The organism is Fibrella forsythiae, from assembly GCF_017353175.1.
Classification (GTDB): domain Bacteria; phylum Bacteroidota; class Bacteroidia; order Cytophagales; family Spirosomataceae; genus Fibrella; species Fibrella forsythiae.
Genome location: NZ_JAFMYW010000002.1, coordinates 472,501 through 493,365, shown reverse-complemented (window position 1 = coordinate 493,365; position 20,865 = coordinate 472,501). Strand labels below are relative to the sequence as shown.

The 20,865-nt window shown below is 53.4% G+C and carries 18 protein-coding genes and 1 pseudogene; 3 read left to right on the top strand and 16 right to left on the bottom strand.

Annotation, left to right across the window (positions count from 1 at the left end):
* Positions 1-21: 21 nt before the first annotated feature.
* Complete coding sequence (locus J2I46_RS07995) at positions 22-1,758, top strand: hypothetical protein (RefSeq protein WP_207328479.1); 1,737 nt, start codon at positions 22-24, stop codon at positions 1,756-1,758.
* 90 nt (positions 1,759-1,848) lie between these two features.
* On the top strand, positions 1,849-2,790 hold the full coding sequence (locus tag J2I46_RS07990; RefSeq protein WP_207328478.1) for a cation diffusion facilitator family transporter: 942 nt from the start codon (positions 1,849-1,851) through the stop codon (positions 2,788-2,790).
* Between the two features lie 124 nt (positions 2,791-2,914).
* Here J2I46_RS07990 and J2I46_RS07985 read toward each other — a convergent pair whose 3' ends face one another.
* The 10 genes from J2I46_RS07985 to J2I46_RS07940 all read right to left on the bottom strand — a co-directional run bounded on the left by J2I46_RS07985 (position 2,915) and on the right by J2I46_RS07940 (position 14,995).
* Positions 2,915-3,493, bottom strand: coding sequence for a hypothetical protein (locus tag J2I46_RS07985; protein ID WP_207328477.1), 579 nt, complete (start codon positions 3,491-3,493; stop codon positions 2,915-2,917).
* A 42-nt stretch (positions 3,494-3,535) separates the two neighbouring features.
* Positions 3,536-5,281, bottom strand: a complete 1,746-nt coding sequence (locus J2I46_RS07980) for a sensor histidine kinase (RefSeq protein ID WP_207328476.1) — start codon at positions 5,279-5,281, stop codon at positions 3,536-3,538.
* A 111-nt stretch (positions 5,282-5,392) separates the two neighbouring features.
* On the bottom strand, positions 5,393-6,517 hold the full coding sequence (locus J2I46_RS07975) for a sensor protein KdpD (protein ID WP_207328475.1): 1,125 nt from the start codon (positions 6,515-6,517) through the stop codon (positions 5,393-5,395).
* Between the two features lie 45 nt (positions 6,518-6,562).
* The gene (locus tag J2I46_RS07970; protein ID WP_207328474.1) at positions 6,563-7,207 is read right to left on the bottom strand and encodes a DUF1648 domain-containing protein; all 645 of its coding nucleotides are present in this window, start codon (positions 7,205-7,207) and stop codon (positions 6,563-6,565) included.
* A gap of 35 nt (positions 7,208-7,242) precedes the next feature.
* Positions 7,243-8,409: a porin gene (locus J2I46_RS07965; protein ID WP_207328473.1), complete on the bottom strand. Its 1,167-nt coding sequence runs from the start codon at positions 8,407-8,409 to the stop codon at positions 7,243-7,245.
* A gap of 51 nt (positions 8,410-8,460) precedes the next feature.
* Positions 8,461-10,167: a potassium-transporting ATPase subunit KdpA gene (kdpA, locus tag J2I46_RS07960; protein ID WP_207328472.1), complete on the bottom strand. Its 1,707-nt coding sequence runs from the start codon at positions 10,165-10,167 to the stop codon at positions 8,461-8,463.
* A gap of 77 nt (positions 10,168-10,244) precedes the next feature.
* The gene (locus tag J2I46_RS07955) at positions 10,245-10,808 is read right to left on the bottom strand and encodes a K(+)-transporting ATPase subunit C (protein ID WP_207328471.1); all 564 of its coding nucleotides are present in this window, start codon (positions 10,806-10,808) and stop codon (positions 10,245-10,247) included.
* Positions 10,809-10,875: 67 nt separating this feature from the next.
* Positions 10,876-12,942 carry a potassium-transporting ATPase subunit KdpB gene (gene kdpB / locus J2I46_RS07950; protein WP_207328470.1) on the bottom strand — a complete coding sequence of 689 codons (2,067 nt, stop codon included), beginning with the start codon at positions 12,940-12,942 and terminating at the stop codon, positions 10,876-10,878.
* 190 nt (positions 12,943-13,132) lie between these two features.
* Positions 13,133-14,848: a potassium-transporting ATPase subunit KdpA gene (kdpA, locus tag J2I46_RS07945; protein ID WP_207328469.1), complete on the bottom strand. Its 1,716-nt coding sequence runs from the start codon at positions 14,846-14,848 to the stop codon at positions 13,133-13,135.
* A 66-nt stretch (positions 14,849-14,914) separates the two neighbouring features.
* A complete protein-coding gene (locus J2I46_RS07940) occupies positions 14,915-14,995 on the bottom strand; it encodes a potassium-transporting ATPase subunit F (protein WP_207329144.1) in 81 nt (26 codons plus the stop codon).
* Between the two features lie 463 nt (positions 14,996-15,458).
* Between J2I46_RS07940 and J2I46_RS07935 the strand changes: the two genes are divergently transcribed.
* Entirely contained in the window at positions 15,459-17,429 is a 1,971-nt protein-coding gene (locus J2I46_RS07935) for a KUP/HAK/KT family potassium transporter (protein WP_207329143.1), read from the top strand.
* A gap of 153 nt (positions 17,430-17,582) precedes the next feature.
* On the opposite strand, the pseudogene J2I46_RS33485 reads toward J2I46_RS07935, so the two are convergent.
* The 6 genes and pseudogenes from J2I46_RS33485 to J2I46_RS07905 all read right to left on the bottom strand — a co-directional run.
* Positions 17,583-17,828: pseudogene (locus J2I46_RS33485) on the bottom strand (HepT-like ribonuclease domain-containing protein); the annotation flags it as partial.
* 88 nt (positions 17,829-17,916) lie between these two features.
* The gene (locus tag J2I46_RS07925; protein WP_207328468.1) at positions 17,917-18,213 is read right to left on the bottom strand and encodes a nucleotidyltransferase family protein; all 297 of its coding nucleotides are present in this window, start codon (positions 18,211-18,213) and stop codon (positions 17,917-17,919) included.
* Between the two features lie 170 nt (positions 18,214-18,383).
* The gene (map, locus tag J2I46_RS07920) at positions 18,384-19,148 is read right to left on the bottom strand and encodes a type I methionyl aminopeptidase (protein ID WP_207328467.1); all 765 of its coding nucleotides are present in this window, start codon (positions 19,146-19,148) and stop codon (positions 18,384-18,386) included.
* Between the two features lie 286 nt (positions 19,149-19,434).
* Positions 19,435-20,004 carry a DUF4256 domain-containing protein gene (locus tag J2I46_RS07915; protein ID WP_207328466.1) on the bottom strand — a complete coding sequence of 190 codons (570 nt, stop codon included), beginning with the start codon at positions 20,002-20,004 and terminating at the stop codon, positions 19,435-19,437.
* Between the two features lie 5 nt (positions 20,005-20,009).
* Positions 20,010-20,372, bottom strand: coding sequence for a DUF2200 domain-containing protein (locus J2I46_RS07910; RefSeq protein ID WP_207328465.1), 363 nt, complete (start codon positions 20,370-20,372; stop codon positions 20,010-20,012).
* A 122-nt stretch (positions 20,373-20,494) separates the two neighbouring features.
* Entirely contained in the window at positions 20,495-20,728 is a 234-nt protein-coding gene (locus J2I46_RS07905; protein ID WP_207328464.1) for a hypothetical protein, read from the bottom strand.
* Positions 20,729-20,865 lie beyond the last annotated feature (137 nt).

Below are 20,865 nucleotides of genomic sequence, written 5' to 3'. Positions count from 1 at the left end.
TCTACCAGTCAACTGCCTTCGATGTTTTCATCACCCACCACTTCCCGCCTGTCAATTTCGTTAGATTCATTACCTTCCAGCCGGTGGAGTTATTTAATCGTTGGTCTGGCCATAAGCTTCGCCTGTTGGGTCAGTTTCATACAGCCACCCGATGGCGGCTACTTTACCACCGATGAGCAGTTCATTGCCGATTCGGGCGTGTTTATGCTCTTTGGCGCCACGCCCCGCTGCCTCGACTGGCCCGGCATTCCAATGGTGCTGGTTTTTTACCTGCTCGCGCTGGGGCAATGCCTGATCAATATCGTTACGGCCGCCAAGACCGGCGGCCTCACCGCAGCGGGCCTGTTCGAGGTAGTTGATAAAACGGCGTATGCTTACCTGCTTGACCGGGTTCCGCTCATTACGGCCGGCCGGCTGGTGCAGATTCTCCTGGTTGGGTCGCTATTGATCTGGTGTGTTCGCATCATCCATCGGTCCAGTTCCGCGCTGCTGCCACCCGTGCTTCGGTTGCCGCTGGTTATTATTCTCTGTCTCCAATTCGATGTATTTGTCAGCACTCCGGTTATCCGGCCCGAAGGGTTGAGTTACGCGCTGTTTGCCGTAGCCAGTCTTCTGATCCTGTTCAGCGAATTTCCGGCAGGGTCGTGGCGGAAACCAGCCCTTGTCTTACTGCTGATCGCCCTGCTCATTAGTCAGCGACTGCTGTTTATGTTCACCTTCCCATTCCTGCTGGGTGGCGTGTTGTTACGTATGGGCTGGAGCTGGCAACGCGCGGTCGGGCTGCTGGGAGCCTTGCTGTTATTCATGTTGCTGACAATGCCTTTTCTATGGACCGACTCGTTTGTGCTGCTCAAAGCATTTGCGGGGGGGATGCTCATGAAAGTCAGCGGCACACAAACCTCGTTTTTCAACTGGGGGTACGTTACCGGTATGGTGTTACCCGCGCCAACGGTCTGGCAGCTGGTGCTCATTCCGATCGGCGCGCTGGCTTTCTGGCGTTGGTACCCTAACAAGGGTATCGCCGCACTGCTGATCGGCAACCTCGTGCTGCTAACCGTCTCCATCTTCCACTCCTCAACCATCTACATCACGCATACCCTTCCCCTACGCACGATGAGCCTCTTCATGCTGGTATACGCGGGCTATGGCGTGTATCAGATCACCAGCCGCCGGTGGGTTCTGTACGGGTTGGCGGGCGCGCTGGCGTTATCCAACTTTATTGAAGGCCTTATGCTGGAAATCGATTTACTACGGCCTTCCATGCTGTGGCAAACGGCAGCTTTCCTGAGAACATTACCCGGTAACACTCCCGTTCTGATCAATCCGGAGTTTGATAATGTTATGCCCCGCAGCCGGCAGACATCGATTCGGGAGCTTAAACTATCGGAGGATGAATCGATTACCCAGGCAAAATACGATCGGCAGTTCCGTGGGCAGGTTAGTAATCCGCCACCCGTATCGTTGCGTACGTCGCTGTCGGAAGATGAACAACTGAATAGTCTGCAACGGCGGGTATTAGCCCAGTACACGCCTCCGGACAAATACCCGGACCTATCTTTTTTTGGCGATATCGTCGGGTTTGTCAATTACTACGTTGATCAGAAAGTGGCTATGGTCGACTTTGAAAAAGGCAAATACGCGTACCTGATTACCAAAGACGGAACCCTCACGTACCCACGCGTAGCGCAGTTCGACAAGCCATCGCATAGCGGACCTTTTTACGTGTATAAGACCCCCGCCACCCCGGTAACGCCCTGACGGAACGTACCTGCGTCAGCGCATCAGGTTGCTTCAGACTAAACATTTGCCAGCCGCCGGCCGTTGGTTTGTGCATAAGCCATTGAATGTATGCCTGCGTCTAAGACACCGATTTACAGTGCGTTACTTGCCAATATAGCCATCGCCGTTACCAAGTTTGTTGCCGCCAGCATAACGGGCAGTTCGGCCATGATCTCGGAGGGCATCCACTCCCTGGTCGACTCGCTGAATGAGGTGTTGCTACTTCTGGGTATTGAGCGCAGTAAGAAACCAGCCGACGACCGGCGACCATTTGGCTACGGGCGGGAGCTGTACTTCTGGGCATTCATTGTTTCTATCCTGATCTTCGGCGTGGGTGGTGGCGTATCGTTTTATGAAGGCATCACGCATTTACAGCACCCGGAAATCATTAAAGATCCGAAGTGGAATTACATCGTACTGGGCATCGCCTTCTTGCTCGATGGCTTCTCGCTCATCACCGCCCTGAAAGAGTTTAACCGGCAACGGGGCAGTCAGCCTTTTTGGGCGGCGGTGAAGCGGAGCAAAGACCCATCAACGTTTGTGGTTCTGTTTGAAGACGCCGCCGACGTGCTGGGTCTGATCGTGGCTTTCCTGGGCGTTTTTCTGGGGCACGAGCTGAACAATCCTTACTTCGATGGGGCCGCTTCAATCGTTATTGGCCTGATTCTGACCGCCGTGTCGGTAGTGCTGGCGCGCGAAAGCCGGGGCTTGCTGATGGGCGAAAGCGTGGAAGCAGAAAAGCTGAAGCAGATACTGGCCGTAGTGGAAAAAGACAAATCGGTTGGCCGGGTGTTGCGGTCACCATCTATCTACATGGGACCGGAAGAGGTTATTCTGATGCTGGTCGTTGATTTCAACAACGACCTCTCCACGACCGACATTAATCAGGCGATCATCCGAATTCGGGAAACTGTTCAGCAAGCGTTCCCAATCGTTAAGCAACTGTTCATCGAACCTGGCGAAGATTCGTCGCTGCTGTCGAAACCACAAAATGAAGTGCTGGCTTCATAACGGGTTGCAACCATTTTTTTTGACTTAGGTGAGATTGGTTCGTGCTATCGTGTACGGCTTTACGCGTGCTGGCCCCGCAGCGGCAGACTACTTGCAAACCCATACACGATAGCACGAAGTAAGCTCATTCCGGAGCAATGGCCCCTTCAAAACCGATCGTCATTGGTTTTTTCAACTCGTCGGCCTGGTGAATGCCATCAGGCTGGAGCAGTACGTTCCGGCATTTCACGTACAGGAAGCCGTTCACTTTTGAAACGGTAACCGCTCCGGCACCGTCGTTTCCCTTCCAGTCGCGTATTTCGGTTTTCGTAATGTCGGAGAAAGATACTTCTACTTGTTTCTGTTCAGGATTAGCTTTCTTGCCAACCTGATACGTACCTACGGCGGGCGTGTCGGTACCGAAATCCAGTGTCATCAGCCGGTTTTTACTTGGCTCAACAGCCGTAAAGGTGTGCATTGTCAACTGGAAACCGCCTTTAAAGGTGTAAGCTGTTTTTGCCGCATTGTCGACCATTGCCCGCACTTCACCGAAATTGTACCAGCCGTCGGGGCCGGCATAGACCGCACTTTTGGGGTTCGTGTACCGGTCGTCGCGAGCGGCAGAGGCCTTTCCCCAGGTATCATTTTTAACCGGAGCAGGCTGTTGAGCAAACGTAGTGAAGACCGTTAGCAGGTAAACTGCTACAAATAATGTGCGCTTCATAATGGTGTGTTTAGGCGGGCAAGGTAACAGATTATCAATAGCTTAACTAACCTCCTCCGGCAACACGAACCAGAATGCAGCCCCATCTGTAACGCCGGTATCCAGCCCGATCTGCCCGTTCATGCTCTGAATGAATTCACTTGAAATAGCCAACCCGAGACCCGTACCACTAGCCTGCCCATTCGATCCCGGTGCTTTGAAATAACGATCAAACACCCGGTCGCGGTGTTCGGGGCGAATGCCTGCACCGTGGTCACGTACCCGGAATTCGACCCCCTCGTTCAGTATCCGAGCCGACACGTCGATCCGGCTTTCGTCCGGAGAATGGCGTATGGCATTCGACAGGAAATTGACCAGCACCCACGATGCTTTGTCGGGGTCGGTACGTACGGGCGGTAACATGGCCGGCACATCAATGTGCAGTTCGATCTTCCGTTCTGCTGCCGATACGCGAAGGGCATTTACGGCGTAGCTGATTATGTCGGGGGGGGCTACCGGCTGCAGATTCAGCTGTATCTGCCCCGATTCTACCTGCGCCATGTTCAGTAGCTCGCCCGTAATGGCCAGCAGCCGGTTAGCATCATCGCGGACGTTCGTCAGTAGCTCTTTCTGCTCCTCGTTCAACGCACCGATTCGCTGATCATCAAGCAGCTTCAGGCTCATCTTGATGCTTGAAATTGGCGTTTTCAGCTCGTGCGACACCGTGGCAATGAAGTTTGTCTTGGCCAGGTCGAGTTCTTTAAAGGAGGTCACGTTTTTCAGCACGATAACGTACCCGGCCCGCACGGCCTGCGTATCGCCAGTTCGGATGATATCTACTGGCTGGGTCTGTCGGGAGAAATAGCTTTCCTTGTCACCGTCATAAATCTTCAGCAGGCTGGCCTCGCCGACGTCCTGGGTACGTTGGGGGGCAGGCATTACCTCCTGAATCAGAGTGCGCATCAGGTCATTACCCGCCGCAATATCGGGCGCGTATTTCCCCAGCAGTTCCGATTCGTCCAGGCCCAGCAATCGGCTGGCAACCTGATTCACAAAGAGGATGTACCGGTTCTGGTCGAGGCCAACAATGCCGTCAGACATGATCTGGATTAGCGTATCGATGCGTTTTTTCTCGAACAGGATACGCGCCAGATTCGAGTGTTCGTATTCATACAATTTCTCGGCCATCCGGTTGAACGACCGCGCCAGCTCGCCAAACTCGTCGCTCGACTGCACGTGCAACCGCTCCTCAAAATTACGGTTCGTCACCTGCTTGATTCCCTGCGTCAGCTCACGAAGGGGGCGGGCAATGTAGGCCGGGAAATTGATGGTGAACGACAACACAATCAGGAAGCAGACCGTACCCACTACGGCCAGCCAGACCAGCGCATCGTCGGCCGTTTGTTTGGCTACGTCGTTCTTCCGCACCATCGCCTGGCCGTTGATATCATCCAGTTGAAACAGCGTTTGCAGCATTCGTTGCTTTGCCGCCGAATCAGTGGCCCCTTTCCTGAACTGGTCAAACTCCCGACGCAGCGTAGCCGTTGCTTCAGCTTCGCCAACTTCCGTGATGTTCCCTTCCTGCTTTTTCAGATTCCGCTCAAAATCGGCAACGGCATCCGGTTCGGGCAGTCGGGGCAGAGCTCGCTGCATGCGGCTCGAGTACTCGAACGACACGTAGTTATCCTGCAAAATAGCCTGCGAGTCATTGGCCAGTTGGTTGAGGTAATAGCCTCCTAACCCGCCCATCAGCAGAATAATGGCGAACATAAAAGCCAGCGCGAGGAATATCTTGGATTGGAGGTTCATGGAAACAATAGGTTTGCAGCTTACTGTTTGCTGTCTTCTGTTGCGCTGCCAGCTAACAATATGTGACTGAGCAGCGCAACAGAAGACAGTAAACTGTAAACAGTAAACATTTTATGAAAGAATAATCAAATCGACGTCGGAGTCGGATAGTTTGTTGAGGAGGCGGTTGAAGGCGTTGGTTCTAAGGATAATCTGGATCAGGCTCAGGTGCGGTTTACCGATACAGACTGTCGTTACGTTTCGGGTCTCCACTTCTTCCATAATGCAATCTACGATGTTTCGGCCCTTCGACTGGATCACCTCAGCACCCAGTTCGGTGGCTAGTTTCAGGTTATTGATCAGGTGGCGCTGCACGTCGAGCTTGATTCGATCGGGACTTTCGGCGGGCGTCTGCACATACAACACGTACCAGCGCGAGTTGTAGTAACTGGCCAGTCGAGCCGTTTTGCGGATCACGCGCCGGGCGATCTCCGGGTTGCTGCTGATCGACGCCATGAACCGTTCGTGCCGTGAATTGCCCGACAGCGGCATGGTCATGTCTACTTTCCGTTCTACCTGACCGGCTACTTCCTTCAGGGCCAGTTCACGCAGTTGCAGGATTTTGTCGGACTGGAAGAAGTTGGCCAGCGCCGTTTTCACCTTCGCCTGGTCATAAATTTTACCTTCTTTCAACCGCGTGATCAGCTCGTCGGCGGTCAGGTCGATGTTCACCACTTCATCGGCAATCTGCAACACCCGGTCGGGTACGCGCTCGGTTACGTCGATGCCCGTTATGGCGTGAACCTCGTCATACAGGCTTTCGATATGCTGAATGTTCACCGCCGAGATCACGTTGACCCCCGCATCCAGAATCTCGATGACATCCTGCCAGCGTTTCTCGTTTTTCGAGCCGGGAATGTTCGTGTGGGCCAGCTCGTCCACGATCACCAGTTCGGGATGCACATTAATGATGGCCTGCACGTCCATTTCCTCGAGTTGGCGGCCTTTGTAAAACAGCGTTCGTCGGGGAATGGCCGGCAGCCCCGCCACCAATGCCTCGGTCTCGACCCGGCGATGTGTTTCAATGAAGCCAATCTTCACGTCGACCCCGTTGCGCAACAGGCTATGCGCTTCCTGCAACATCCGGTACGACTTACCCACGCCTGCGCTCATGCCAATATACACCTTGAACTTCCCCCGCCGCGACTCGCGGATGAGGTTCAGAAAGCGTTCAGCGTTTTGGTCGTTGGGGTTCATTGGTGAGCGTTGTAATAAATTAGATAGAGGGGCATAGAGTAGCTATCAATCAGCCTGTCGACGCATAACGGACGTCATCAAAAACAACGACAAGTAGGCCAGCATGTTGGCCATCAGCCCCAGTTGCCAGCGGTCTCCCGGACTGACAAATACCATCAGGACCGCCGCCAGCACGTTGACACGCACCACCACCAGCCGCGACACCATATGGATGTGCTGCAACTGGTCTACTCGCCGCTGCAACGACGGTGTCATCTTCTCTGGCAACTGGCTCATGATGGACAGCTCTGTCGGCACCGACACGTACATAAAGACAGCTCCCGACAGGAAAACCAGAACAGGCAGCCAGTCGGCATAGATCGGTCGCCCCAGAACGCCCTCGAAAATTCGTAGCGAAATAATGGCAGACACAGACACAGCTGTGAGTATATATAACGCCACCATGTTTGGAAGCGGCGTTTTTCGCCTTATTTCAACAGCCCGAATCAGAAGAGACCGCAATACATTCAGAAAGAATAAAGTAATAATCAGCAGGACAAACCATTCTCGTTTGGTTCCGTATTTGTCGGGCAGACCGTTGTTGGAAAAATGTATGGGTAATCGGGTAGGTAGGCGGTCATAAACCAGCACAACCGACAGCAGGGGTAAGCTGAGTAAGAGAACACCGAGCAACCGGTAGGCTAGTTTCATGACCGTTCAGGTTTAGGAATAGATCTGTCTGGGTATTAAAACGAAATGGCTAAACTGGTGGTCAGCGAGGTGTTGCTGGCACTCAGGCCGTTTGCGGCGCTGAAAATCGGGTCTTTACTGTCATACACTTTTCCTTCCAGGCGGAACAGCGCATTCGGCAGAATGGCGTAATCGTACCCCAACGAGTAACCGACTGTTTTGAAGCCGTTCAACGTACCCGTGCTGATGATCACACCATTCGAGTCGTTGTAATATTCTACGCGGCCATTGATATAGCTCCGGTCTGATGTTTTGTACCGGGCAATCACCACGGGCGAATACCAGACGTAGCTGCCGGTGCCTACGCGCTGATCAGAGCCGGTGCGCACAACCGGTTTCCGGTCAGCACCAATATCGAAGCCCAGAATCATCCCAAACCGCCCAGTCGGATTGATGATGGCGTAGAAGTTATTGAAGAAGCGGCTCTGTTTCAGCGAGTCGGGGCGGTCGCTGCCCAGGAAGCTGCTCCAGTTGAGGGTCAGCTTCGACGAGGGCCGATACTGTACCTGCGTGCTCAGGGATGGCCCGCTGTAGCCGTCCAGCTTTTTGATCCGCTGCCAGCCGTTGAGCACCGATCCCAGCACGGTCCATTTGCCGTTGGGGGTGTTGTAGGTCACTTTGGCCCCTGACAGGTAGTAGGGCGAGTTTTCGGCCAGCAGGCTCCGGGTCAAGGTCCAGCAGTCTTTCGAGATGGCGCTTTCGAAGCCGATGTGCGACGAGAAAATGCCCGCATCAAGCCACAGATCGCGGTTTTTCGACAGTTTCACTCCGGCATTGGCCTCAAAAATGTTCTGCACCAGCGTTTGCTCGGCGGCGTAGTTGTACTGCGCGTAGTTACCCACCTGCAAGGCCAGATTGCCCCGCACCCGGTCGCTGGTGTAAGCTGCTTTCACAAACGCCAGGTTGATATTCACTTCCCGATTGCGGCGGTGATTATACAAAAATCCGGGACGTTCCTGCGTCGTTTTCGGGGCCGTGAAGTCATGCGCATAATACGCTTCAACGTACCCGGACACGGTTAGCCCTGCATTGGGTGCCGTCTGGGTTGCAGCCTGAGTTGGCGCTGACGTAGCGGTGGTATCGGTGGTTTGAGCGGCGGCGTCCAGGTACGTTGCTGCCATTGCCACAGCGATTGTTGTTGAGAAAAGTGTCTTTTTTTTCATGGTAGTGGCCTGTTTATAAGGCCGTTGTTTTGTTGTACTCGAACTAGACTATTACTGATTTAAAAATTCTGAAATCGGACCCAGCGCCGCAGCCGGGAAGATGCAGAGGGCACCGATGATGATGATTACCGCCGTCAGCAATAAACCGAACGTCCAGGATTCTGTTGGTAGCACCCCAGCCGTTGGCGGCACGTAGCGCTTGGCCAGCAGGATACCACCAATCGCCAGTGGAGCCAGCAGGGGAATGTAGCGCCCGCCCAGCATCACCACCGCCGTCGACAGGTTCCAGAACGGGGTATTGTCAGCCAGCCCTTCGAAACCGGAACCGTTCCCACCGGCCGAGGAAACATACTCGTAGAGCATCGTGGTGAAGCCATGTGGTCCCCCATTACTTAACCAGCCAATGTCGGGGTTAGCGTTCTGGATGACGGCCGCAATAGCCGTGGCTCCCATATAGAGCAGCGGCAGCACCACGATGACGAACGAGGCAATCTGAATTTCAACGATACCTACCTTTTTGCCGAGCAGTTCGGGGGTACGGCCAATCATCAGGCTGCCGATAAAAATGGCCAGAATGATGTACAGGAACATATACAGAAAACCCGAACCGACGCCACCATAGAAGGCATCGACCTGCATGCCCAACAGCATGAACAGCCCGGAAAGCGGGGTGTAACTATCGTGCATGCTCGTCAGCGTGCCGGCGGGAATCACAATGTTGACGCCCGCATAGAACGCACTGGCAGCCACCCCAAATCGAGCCTCTTTCCCCTCCATATTGCCGGCCGGCGCTCCGGCCACCGACTGATCTATTCCCAGTGCGCTAATGGCCTTGTTACCGGCCAGTTCCTGTTGCATGATCGGGATCGTTAAGGCCAGCCAGCAACCCGTCATGATCGTAAACACGATGGTGCCCAGCTTCCGCCGATTCAGAAAATACCCGACGAAGCAAACAAACGCCATCGGCAGCAGAAAGACATTGATCAGGTGAATGATGTAGCTGACCATCGACGGATTCTCGAACGGATGAGCCGTGTTGGCCCCCATGAAACCTCCCCCGTTTGAGCCAAGGTGTTTGATGGGCAGCATCGCCGCCACGGGTCCGGTAGCCACCGTCTGCTCAATTCCCTCCAGCGTTTTGATCGCCGCGTAGGGCGAAAACGTCATCGGCACGCCCGTGTACAGCAACCCTACCGCACCGATCAGCGACAACGGCAGAAACACCCGCGTGATGGACCGGACAAAGTCCTGGTAGAAATTGCCGACGCTGTTGCTGGTTTCCTGTTTCAACGACCGTACGACCGCCACCCCCACTGCCAGACTGGTAGCCGCTGCCACAAATTGCAGGAACGTCAGCACCAGCAGCTGCGTGAAGTAGGTAGCCCCACTTTCGCCCGAATAATGTTGCAGGTTGGTGCTGGTCAGAAAGCTGATGGCCGTGTTGAGCGCCAGTGTCCAGTCCATCTGGCTAACACCGCCCTGATTCCAAATCGGGATGGCCGTTTGCGTCAGAAGCATCACAAATCCGTAGACCAGCCATACACCGTTGATCGAGAGTAATGCAACGGCATACTGCCGCCAGGTCATGGGTACGTTCGGGTCAATACCGCCGATTCGGTACAGCAGCCCATCGAACGTGTCGAACGGATCTGCTGATTTTTCTGGGCTGAACACCCGGCTCAGGTATCGGCCAACGGGAACCGCGAGCCCGACTGCCAGAGCAAAAAGAAGGACAAAGCCTATAAGTTGAGTAATCATTAGCCTGATTATCAAACTGATGCGATTGGCTGCCAGTCAGTGTCAACCCCAGTTGCACCAACCGGCAGCAATCGACTTTATTTAAGCGCGTCAAGCGCCACGTTGAGTGCTAGCACATTCACTGTCGATGGACCGAATAGGCCCAACAGCGGTCCCTTAGTTTGCTCATCGATCAGTTGATTCAGACGGTCGTCTGTGATACCGCGCACTTTAGCAATGCGACGTACCTGAATTTTAGCAGCGGCTGGCGACAGGTCAGGATCAAGTCCGGAGCCCGAGGCCGTAACGAGTTCAGCCGGGATGTCGGTCTTCTGCACGCCGGGGTTATGCACCAGGAAGGTATCGATGCGCGCCTGTACCGTTTTCAGGTAGTCGGGGTTCGAGGGTCCTTTGTTCGAGCCAGCCGAACCGGCCGCGTTATAGTCTACGGCTGACGGGCGGGAGTTGAAATACCGGTCTTCGGTAAACTTCTGCCCAATTCGGGCGTAGCCGACAACTTTACCGTTCACCGTAACCGTTTCGCCGGCCCCTCCGCCCGGAGCCAGTTTAGCAATACCAGCCACCACAAGTGGATAAATAACGGAGAGCAGAATAAGCATAGCCACCGTTAAGCGGATGGCTGGAGATATGTGATTTTTCATGTTGTTGTTGGTTTACCTCACCCCCGGCCCCTCTCAGCAGGAGAGGGGCCGGGGGTGAGGTAATTTTTTAGACAAAGAGCCCCACGACTAAATCGAGTAGTTTGATCCCTACGAAAGGCGCGACCAGGCCGCCGAAGCCGTAGATAAACAGGTTGCGACGCAGCAGGGCCGAGGCACCGATGGGCTTGTACTCAACCCCGCGAAGGGCTAGCGGAATCAGCATCGGAATGATGATCGCATTGAAAATAACGGCCGATAAGATCGCCGATTCGGGGCTGTGCAGTTTCATCACGTTGATGGCCTGCAGGGCCGGAATGCTCCCCACAAACAGCGCGGGCACAATGGCGAAGTATTTGGCCACGTCGTTGGCAATGGAGAAGGTCGTTAACGTACCCCGCGTAATAAGGAGTTGTTTCCCGATCTCAACCACTTCGATCAGCTTGGTGGGGTCATTGTCCAGGTCGACCATGTTGCCGGCTTCTTTAGCCGCCTGCGTACCTGAGTTCATCGCTACCCCTACATCAGCCTGCGCCAGTGCGGGGGCATCGTTGGTACCGTCGCCCATCATCGCCACCAGTTTACCGCCGGTTTGCTCGGTACGGATATACTGCATTTTGTCTTCCGGCTTGGCCTCGGCAATGAAATCATCGACGCCAGCCTTCTCAGCAATGAACCGGGCCGTCAGCGGATTGTCACCTGTGACCATCACCGTTTTCACACCCATCTTACGCAGCCGGTCAAACCGTTCGGCAATACCGGGTTTGATGATGTCCTGCAATTCCACGACACCCATCACCTGCTCGTTTTCCGTCACCACCAGCGGCGTACCGCCGTTACCGGCAATCTCTTTGGCTTTCTGTTCCGTTTCGGTCGGAAAGGCATTCCCCGCCTTCGTCACAATCGTCCGGATCGAGTCCACGGCGCCTTTACGAATCCGCAGCGAACCACCATCCCGCGCGGCATCAGGCATGTCGATACCCGACGAGCGTGTTTCAGCCGTGAACTTGATCATCGTTGACCCAGTCGTACTCAGGTTGCGCGTTACGTCCGTTCCAGCCAGTTCCACGATCGACTTGCCTTCGGGCGTTTCGTCGGCCAGCGAACTCAGCGCCGAGGCCCGGATCATCTCGGCCTGATCGATACCCGGTGCGGCATAGAAGTGGGTGGCCTTCCGGTTACCAATCGTGATCGTACCCGTTTTGTCGAGCAGCAGCGTGTCAATATCACCCGCCGTTTCAACCGCACGGCCCGACTTGGCAATGACGTTGGCGCGAAGAGCACGGTCCATGCCCGCAATACCGATGGCCGACAGTAGCCCGCCGATGGTCGTTGGTATCAGGCAGACAAACAGCGAGATCAGCGCAGCTACCGTGATGGGCGTGTTGGCGTAGTCGGCAAAGGGTTTCAGAGCCACGCAAACGATGATGAAGATGAGCGTAAAGCCCGCCAGCAGAATCGTCAGCGCAATTTCGTTCGGCGTTTTCTGCCGCGACGCCCCTTCAACCAGTGCGATCATCTTGTCGAGGAACGACTCACCGGGCTGGGTGGTCACGATCACCTTGATCTTGTCTGACAGCACCTTCGTCCCACCCGTCACCGACGATTTATCACCGCCCGCTTCCCGGATCACCGGGGCCGATTCGCCCGTAATGGCCGACTCGTCGATGGTGGCCAGGCCTTCAATAATCTCCCCGTCGGAGGGGATAATGTCACCAGCTTCGCAGAGAAAAATATCGCCCTTTTTCAGTTGTGCCGATGAGATCAGCTGCACCTCATTGAGGGTCATTTCGCCTACTTCCCGAATTACCTTGGCGGGGGTTTCCTGCCGTGTTTTCCGGAGCGACTCGGCCTGGGCTTTACCCCGAGCTTCGGCGATTGCCTCGGCGAAGTTGGCGAACAGCACCGTGAGCAGCAGAATAGCCGTAATCACAATGTTATAGGCCAGTGTGCCCTGTGTTTTATCGCCCGAGAGGGCGATGTAGATCGTCACGGCCAGCATGATCAGCGTACCGATTTCGACCGTAAACATCACCGGATTCTTGATCAGGATAGCCGGATTCAGTTTAGTAAACGACTGTTTTATTGCCGTCCCCACCAGTTCACCCTGGAACAGTGAAGGTTGTTGCTTTGCCATTTTTTTGTGTGTAACCTCACCCCCGGCCCCTCTCCTTCACAAGGAGAGGGAGGTGCTCGGCCCAGTATTCGGAATAAGCCTATCGCTTACTTTTCACAAGGGCAGCAGAGTCCATTCAGCCTATTGCATAGGCCACAAGCGGAGCTTTGCTCCCCTCTCCCAACGTGGGAGAGGGGCCGGGGGTGAGGGGTTATTTAAGTGAGAAATACTCGGCCAGTGGACCCAGCGCCAGTGCGGGGAAGAACGACAGGGCCGTGATGATGATGATAACCGCGAAAGTCATCAGTCCAAACGTGGGCGTATCGGTCGGCAACGTACCTGCGCTTTGAGGAACGAACTTCTTGTCGGCCAGCAGACCGGCAATCGCTACCGGACCAATGATGGGAATGAACCGCCCGAAGATCAGGACAATGCCCGTGCTGAAGTTCCAGAAGAAGTTATTGTCGCCCAGCCCTTCGAAGCCCGACCCGTTGTTGGCGTTGGCCGAGGTGAACTCGTAGAGCATCTCCGTGAACCCATGATAACCCGGGTTATTCAGCCAGGCCGACGGTTTCACCGACCAGTCGGCGTTGGGGTAGTTGACCGTGAGCCAGGCTGCAATGGCCACACCGCCTTTCACCAGCAGGGTACTGAGCAGGGCCACCATCGAAGCAATCTTGATCTCCCGCGCCTCTACTTTCCGGCCGAACAACTCCGGCGTGCGCCCCACCATCAGGCCCGAGATAAAGACGGCGATGATCAGGTAATAGTAGTAGTTCAGGAAGCCGACGCCGCAACCGCCGTAGAACGCGTTGGTCATCATGCCCAGCAGTTGCATGGTGCCCGATAAGGCCATCGACGAGTCGTGCATGGAGTTGACCGACCCCGTTGAAATGATTGTGGTTACGATACTCCAGTAGGCCGACGACAGCGGACCAAACCGGACCTCCTTGCCTTCCATGGCCCCTGTTGGCTGCATCACGCCAAGTTTGGCAATGGCCGGGTTACCGTGAAACTCCGTAATCAGCGTCGGGATCACGAGTAGCAGGAAACCGCTGGTCATCACGCCGAATACGATCCACGAAAACCGTTTGCGGTTGATCATGTAGCCCAGCGCGAAGAGCATGACAATGGGCAGCATCACCTGACCAATCAGCTCAACCATGTTGGTCAGGTAGTTCGGGTTTTCGAGCGGGTGTGCCGAGTTGGCCCCGAAATACCCACCACCGTTGGTACCCAGGTGCTTGATGGCAATCAGCCCCGCCGCTGGTCCGCGCGACACGTTGACGGTATCGCCCTGCATCGAGATGAACTGATCTTTCCCGTCGAAACTGGCGGGGGCACCATTGAACGCCAGAATCAGCGCCACCACAAGCGAAGCGGGCAACAGGATGCGCGTGATCGCCTTGGTGAAGTATACGTAGAAGTTACCCGACAGATTCGTTTTTTCGGGTAAAAACGCCCGTACTACCAGCACCAGCGCGGCAATGCCCGTTGCGGCCGACACAAACATCAGGAAGTTGATCACCCCAAGCTGCGTCAGGTACGTTAGTCCCGATTCGCCCGAGTAGTGCTGCAAATCGCAGTTGACCATGAAGCTGATCGCCGTGTTAAAGGCCAGATCGGAGGTCATCGAGGGGTTACCATCGGGGTTCAGCGGCAGGCCTCCCTGCGCGATCAGCATCACAAAGGCGTAGACGAACCAGACGGCGTTGATGGTCAACAGGGCCACCAGGTTTTCTTTCCAGGTCATGTCCCGCGAGGCGTCGACACCCCCGATTCGGAAGATGAAGCGCTCAACCGGAGCCATGAAGTCGAGGGCGTTGGGCTCACCCCTGAAGATCCGGCCGACGACCTTTCCAAGCGGAATAGCCAGCAGCAGGGTGATCAGGTACGTTACCACAACGCCAAGTAATTCGGTATTCATAATGATGGAGTCATTTGTGGTCATTATGCTGCGCCGTCATCAGGCGGTGCAGTCAATGACCTCTTTTTAAAATTTCTCCGGTCGGATCAGCACGTACAGCATGTAGGCGAAGACCAGGAGTGAGATGATGAACAGGATAGTAAGCATGGCTATATTTTTTCAAACCATTCGATGGCTTTGTAGAAAACGGCGAAGCAGAGAAAAGCGGTGAGAAGCAGAAGCAGTGACGTACCCATGAGGTCAGTTGATTAATTTGATTACGGTCAGGGTATGCCAAAAAATGATCCAGATGAGCCGACAACACAAACTATCCACTCTAACTTCCTATTAACCAATACATTGAAATAATCTATATGATTTATTGGCAAACTCGGTAAGCGCTCATTTTTCCATTTTGGAAACGCTTTCTTATCATTTTGAAAAAATGATTAGCTGGAACCCCTCTAGTTGAGTTATCTGCCTGTTGGCACGATCTTCGAGTGAAGGTGGCTGATGATACGTGTATATTGCGTGGTGCTAGTGGCTTCGCGCCGCCAACAACAAAAACCCGCTATCCAACCCAAAACCATTACCCCCCTTGAGTACCCACTCCTCTCGTAACATTGACCGCATGACAGCGGCGGGCCTCCTAGTGGCGGTCGGCATCGTATTTGGCGATATCGGCACGTCGCCGCTGTATACCTATCGCGCCATTATTGAAGACCGGGTTGTTGATGAAACCCTGGCGCTGGGTGGCGTATCTGCCATTTTCTGGACGCTTACCTTTCAGACCACCCTCAAATACGTACTGCTCACCCTCCGCGCCGATAACAACGGTGAAGGCGGCATCTTTTCGCTCTATACGCTCATCCGGCGGTATGCCAAATGGCTGCTGTTTCCGGCCATTGCGGGCGGTAGCTTCCTGATCGCCGACAGCATCATTACCCCACCCATTTCCGTATCATCAGCCATCGAGGGTCTGCTGCCGCTCTACCCCGACCTGCCCACGGTGCCTATCGTACTGACCATCATCTTCCTGCTCTTCGCGGCGCAGCAGGCGGGTACCGATAAGCTGGGCAAGGCGTTTGGTCCGATCATGACCATCTGGTTTACCATGATTGGCCTGATGGGCGCGCTGCAACTGGCTAAAAACCCCGGCGTGATCCGGGCGCTCAACCCCGTTTACGCCTACGACATGATCGTGAATTACCCCGAAGGCTTCTGGCTGCTGGGCGGCGTCTTCCTCTGCTCAACCGGGGCTGAAGCGCTCTACTCCGACATGGGGCATGTGGGGCGGCGAAACGTCCAGGTGTCGTGGTTCTACGTCAAGATCTGCCTGATTCTCTGCTACCTCGGCCAGGCGGCGTGGCTGCTCGACCATATGGGGAAACCGCTGGGGAACCTCAACTCCTTCTTCGGCCTGGTGCCCGACTGGTTCATGCTGCCCAGCATCGGCATTGCCACGCTGGCCACTATCATTGCCTCGCAGGCGCTCATCAGCGGTACGTTTACGCTCGTATCCGAGGCGTTCCGGCTGACGCTACTGCCCAAAATGCGCATCGTCTTCCCGTCCGACGCGCGGGGCCAAGTCTACATTCCGGCGTTCAACTGGCTATTGATGGCGGGCTGTTTCATTGTGGTGCTTCACTTCCGCGAGTCGAAAAATATGGAGGCGGCGTTTGGCCTGTCGGTGAACCTGACCATGCTGACCACGACCGTGTTGCTGGGCATGTACCTCTACGCTAAAAAGCGGGTCAATGGCCTGATCGTGCTGAGCCTGCTACTCATTTATTTCTTCATCGAAGGCGGATTCCTGATCGCCAACCTGCGGAAGTTCACGCATGGCGGCTGGGTGTCGCTCCTGCTGGGTATGATCATGATCACGGTGATGTTGGTCTGGCACAACGGCAGCCGCATCAAACGGCGACTCACCCAGTTCGTCAGCCTGCGCGATCACCTGCCCATCCTACGGCAACTGAGCAACGACAACGACGTACCCAAATACGCCACCAACCTGGTGTACCTGACGGCTTCGTCGCAGCACCAGCTTGTTGAAGAGCACATTCTGGATTCTATTCTGGAAGGCATGCCCAAACGTGCCGACGTGTACTGGCTCATTCACATCGAATTGGTCGACGACCCGTATACGACCGAGTACGTGGTCGATATTCTGGAGGCGGAAGACGTGGTGCGGATCACCTTCAAGCTAGGATTCCGGGTGCAGCCGCGCATCAACCTGCTGTTCCGGAAGGTGGTGGAAGAAATGGTGCGCTGCCACGAGATCACGATCAAGCCCAAGTACCGGCCGCTGAAACCGAACCCCAACGCGATCGGCGATTTCCGGTTCATCGTCATCAACCGGTTCCTGTCGTACGAAAACGAACTGAGCCTGCTCGAAACGTTCATCATGAACGGCTATTTCGCCCTGAAACGCATCAGCCTCGCCGACGAAAGCGCCTACGGCCTCGACAGCCAGAACGTTGCTACTGAACAAATCCCGCTGGTTGTCAACGCCGCCAATCCCATCCGCCTACGCCGCGTAAAAGGCAAAGGCGACATAGACGAACCGTTAGACGGACTGAATATGGTTGCGGATGTGTAGCAGCATTGTTTACAAATATGTTATAAACACTATCAATATCTCACATGTCTTTTCGAAAGACCTATTCAAGCCTGCGTGTATTTCTGTGACCAGCAGTTTTGAATTTCTGGTGACTTTACTATAGAGAGCTTTTCTATAGGAATTAAACCTTTGTTACTCTTCTTTACCAAGCACTTCGTGAATTTGAGCCGCTAACTCCGGTATTTTATTTTTTAGCACATCCCAAACAATTGAATAGTTTACTCCAATATAGTCATGAATTAATCTATCTCTCATACCAGCCATATTCTTCCACTGAATAAAGCTCCATTTCAATTTAAAATCAACAGGTATCTTTTTTGTTGCTTCGCCAATAATTTCCAGACTGCGAACAACAGCGCGCTTTAATGTTTCATCTTCTAAAAATTTATCCTACGATAAATCACTGCTTATAGAAAGTATATATTCACATTCTTCAGAAATATGTTTCAAGAATTCAATGGGATCTTTATACATAGATAATATCATTTAGGATTTTAGGGCCAATATATCTACTCAACCCTTTCTTTGTCACCAATTCAATTTTTTCATTTTTAAATAAGCTTTCAAAAACGTCATAAACAGACATAAAATTGTCAAAACTCTCTTTATCTGGTTCAAAATCAATTAGCAAATCTATATCACTCTCATCCGTTTGCTCATTTCGAGTATAGGAACCAAAAAGCCCAATAGTGGCAACACCATAAGTCGACAAAACAGGTTTACTGCTTTTTAAAATAGCTAATATATTTTCTTTCGTTGTCATTAATAACCACTTGTTTATCCGCAAAAACTATTGCGACCTTCAGTCATTCAAAATCAATATTGACCTCTAAATATACAAAGCTGATGTGCGTAAATACAAGGCTCAAACTTAACTATATGAACATCTTACACATATCATGATTCTTAGATTCTGTGTATGATAACTTTCTTCTAATTCCATATATCATTCATCTCGGTCAGGATAATTGGCTTGCCGTCGGTGACGACTATGGTGTGTTCGTGCTGGGCCATGAAACCACCTTTATCGCCCACCATTGTCCAGCCGTCCCGGGTCGTTTCCGCGTAGGTCGACGTTGTGGAAATGAAGGTTTCAATGGCTACTACCGAGTTCTTCTTGAATCGAGCCAGATTAAATCGGTCTCGAAAATTGGCTATTTCGCTGGGTTCTTCGTGCAGGCTTCGCCCAATGCCGTGGCCCGTCAGGTTTTTAATCACCCGGTAGCCGCGTTTCTTCGCTTCGGTTTCAATCAGCGAACCAACGTCGGCAATGCGAACGCCGCCTTTTATAGCATGAATGGCCCGGTGTAAAATCTGCTTCGACGCGTCGATGAGTTTCTGATGCTGATGTACATCCGTTCCCAGCACAAACGAACCGCCATTGTCTGACCAGAAGCCGTCCAGCTCTGCCGATACGTCGATATTGATCAGGTCGCCTTCGTTCAGGATTCGTTTGTCGGAAGGGATACCGTGGCAGAATTCGTTGTTCACGCTGATGCAGGTCCAGCCCGGAAAGCCGTACGTCATGTAGGGAGCCGATTTGGCGCCCAGGTCGTTCAGGATCTGACCGCCATAGTTGTCCAGTTCCCTGGTGGTCATGCCCGGCCTGGCGAAATTCCTCATTTCCTTCAACGTGAGGGCAACGGCTTCGCTGGCCTTCCGCATTCCCACTAATTCCGACTCTTTCGTGATCGACATGTTTTTCGTTTCGCTGAACCGTACAGTTGATGTTTTGCTTTCCAACCCAACCGCTAACTCTCAAATATACGAGTCGCGCCTTCGGAAAGACAATGGATTGAATAACCGCGTGCTTGTGCAGGTACGTACCTGACCGATGCGAGGCTTTCTGAAAATATAGCCGGCCAACTACTTCAGTTCTTTTACAGCATAGCGTCGGCAGAAAAAGCGCGGGCTATTCGAGTTTTCTCAAGGCAGCTCGGCAGTTTGAGTACGCTGAACCTGACGGGGCAAAACTGATTACCGGCTATACTTCCAGTGCGCCACGGAAGGCTCTGGCAGCGTAATACGACTGGACACCGTTATGGTACACAAAGACCTGCCCATAGCGTAAATCACCATAGAGAGCACCACCCTGTTTTCTGATTGCGGCCGGGGTTTTTAGCCAGCTCGACGTTTTGGCATCGAATGTACCCAGGCACTGCAAGGCCCGGTACTGGTCTTCGTTTAACAGGGTAATACCCATATCGGTGGCCATGTCAACCGCGTTGTGCGCTGGCCGGTTTTCTTTTCTCGCTTCCCAGCCCTCACGGTCGTAACAACAGCTTCGGCGGCCTTGCGGGCTTTCGGCCGAGCAATCAACAAACAGGTATTCTCCTAGCTGCCCGTCATGCCCTAGTACATCCGGTTCACCACCGGTTCGCTCCATTTCATACAGCGACCACAGTTTATCGGGGTTGGCTTCCAGCTTTACCTGTATCGGTGCCCAATCGAGCCCCTTGTGGCGATTCGTGTTCCTCTCAAAACGGGTTTTCAGGATATTCAATAACTCGTCGCGTTGTTCGGCCGACAACGGGGTAGTAACAGACATGGTCATAGTCGTTAGTGTCTAAAGATCTTTTCCAGCTTACGTCCTTTGGCCAATTCATCTACCAGTTTATCCAGGTAACGTACCTGCCTCGTTAACGGATTGTCAATGTCCTGTATCCGATAGCCGCAGATTGTGCCGGTGATCAGGCTGGCATTTGGGTTTACAGACGCCCGTTGGAAGAACATGTCGAAGGTTGTTTTTTCGGCAATGTGCTGTTGCAGTGCATGGTCATCATAGCCGGTCAGCCACTGAATTACCTGATGCAATTCGGCTATTGTTCGCCCCTTCTTCTCAACTTTTACTACATAATGTGGATAAACAGACGCGAACGTCAAGTTGGCCATGCGCTCATCATGATTACTGGTCGTGTTCATAGCAGGCTGATTTCATTAGTTGTTAGTGCTTTATGATCAGATTGATTGGAGTGCCAATGAGAATGGCCAGCCCGAAAAAGTAAGCATGCCCAGCTTATATAAGGCGAAGCCTTTTACAGAGCTTACTGGTTTTTCCTGGCGAAAAACTGGCCAATTACCCAGCTAAAGTAGGGTACGCCGAGTGCTCCTTCCAGTTTCTCGACTTGTATATGCGTCAGTTCCTGAAAAATCAGGAATACAGAAAACAGGAGCATCATCATTCTCTGCACAAAACATAGCAGGATCAGAATTTCGTAGAAGTTGTAGTCATATTTCCGAAAGAAGAGTTGCGCCCAAAAATCGATAAACGTTCCCAACGTATACCTACTTAGTTGTATTAAATCAGGTGTAGTTGGCGATCAGTTTACCCGTACCTACCGGCCGCCAATATACCAGATTTGGCCGGACAGACGGCAATACCGTATGGCGGTCTGTTACCATTTATAGAGGTAGG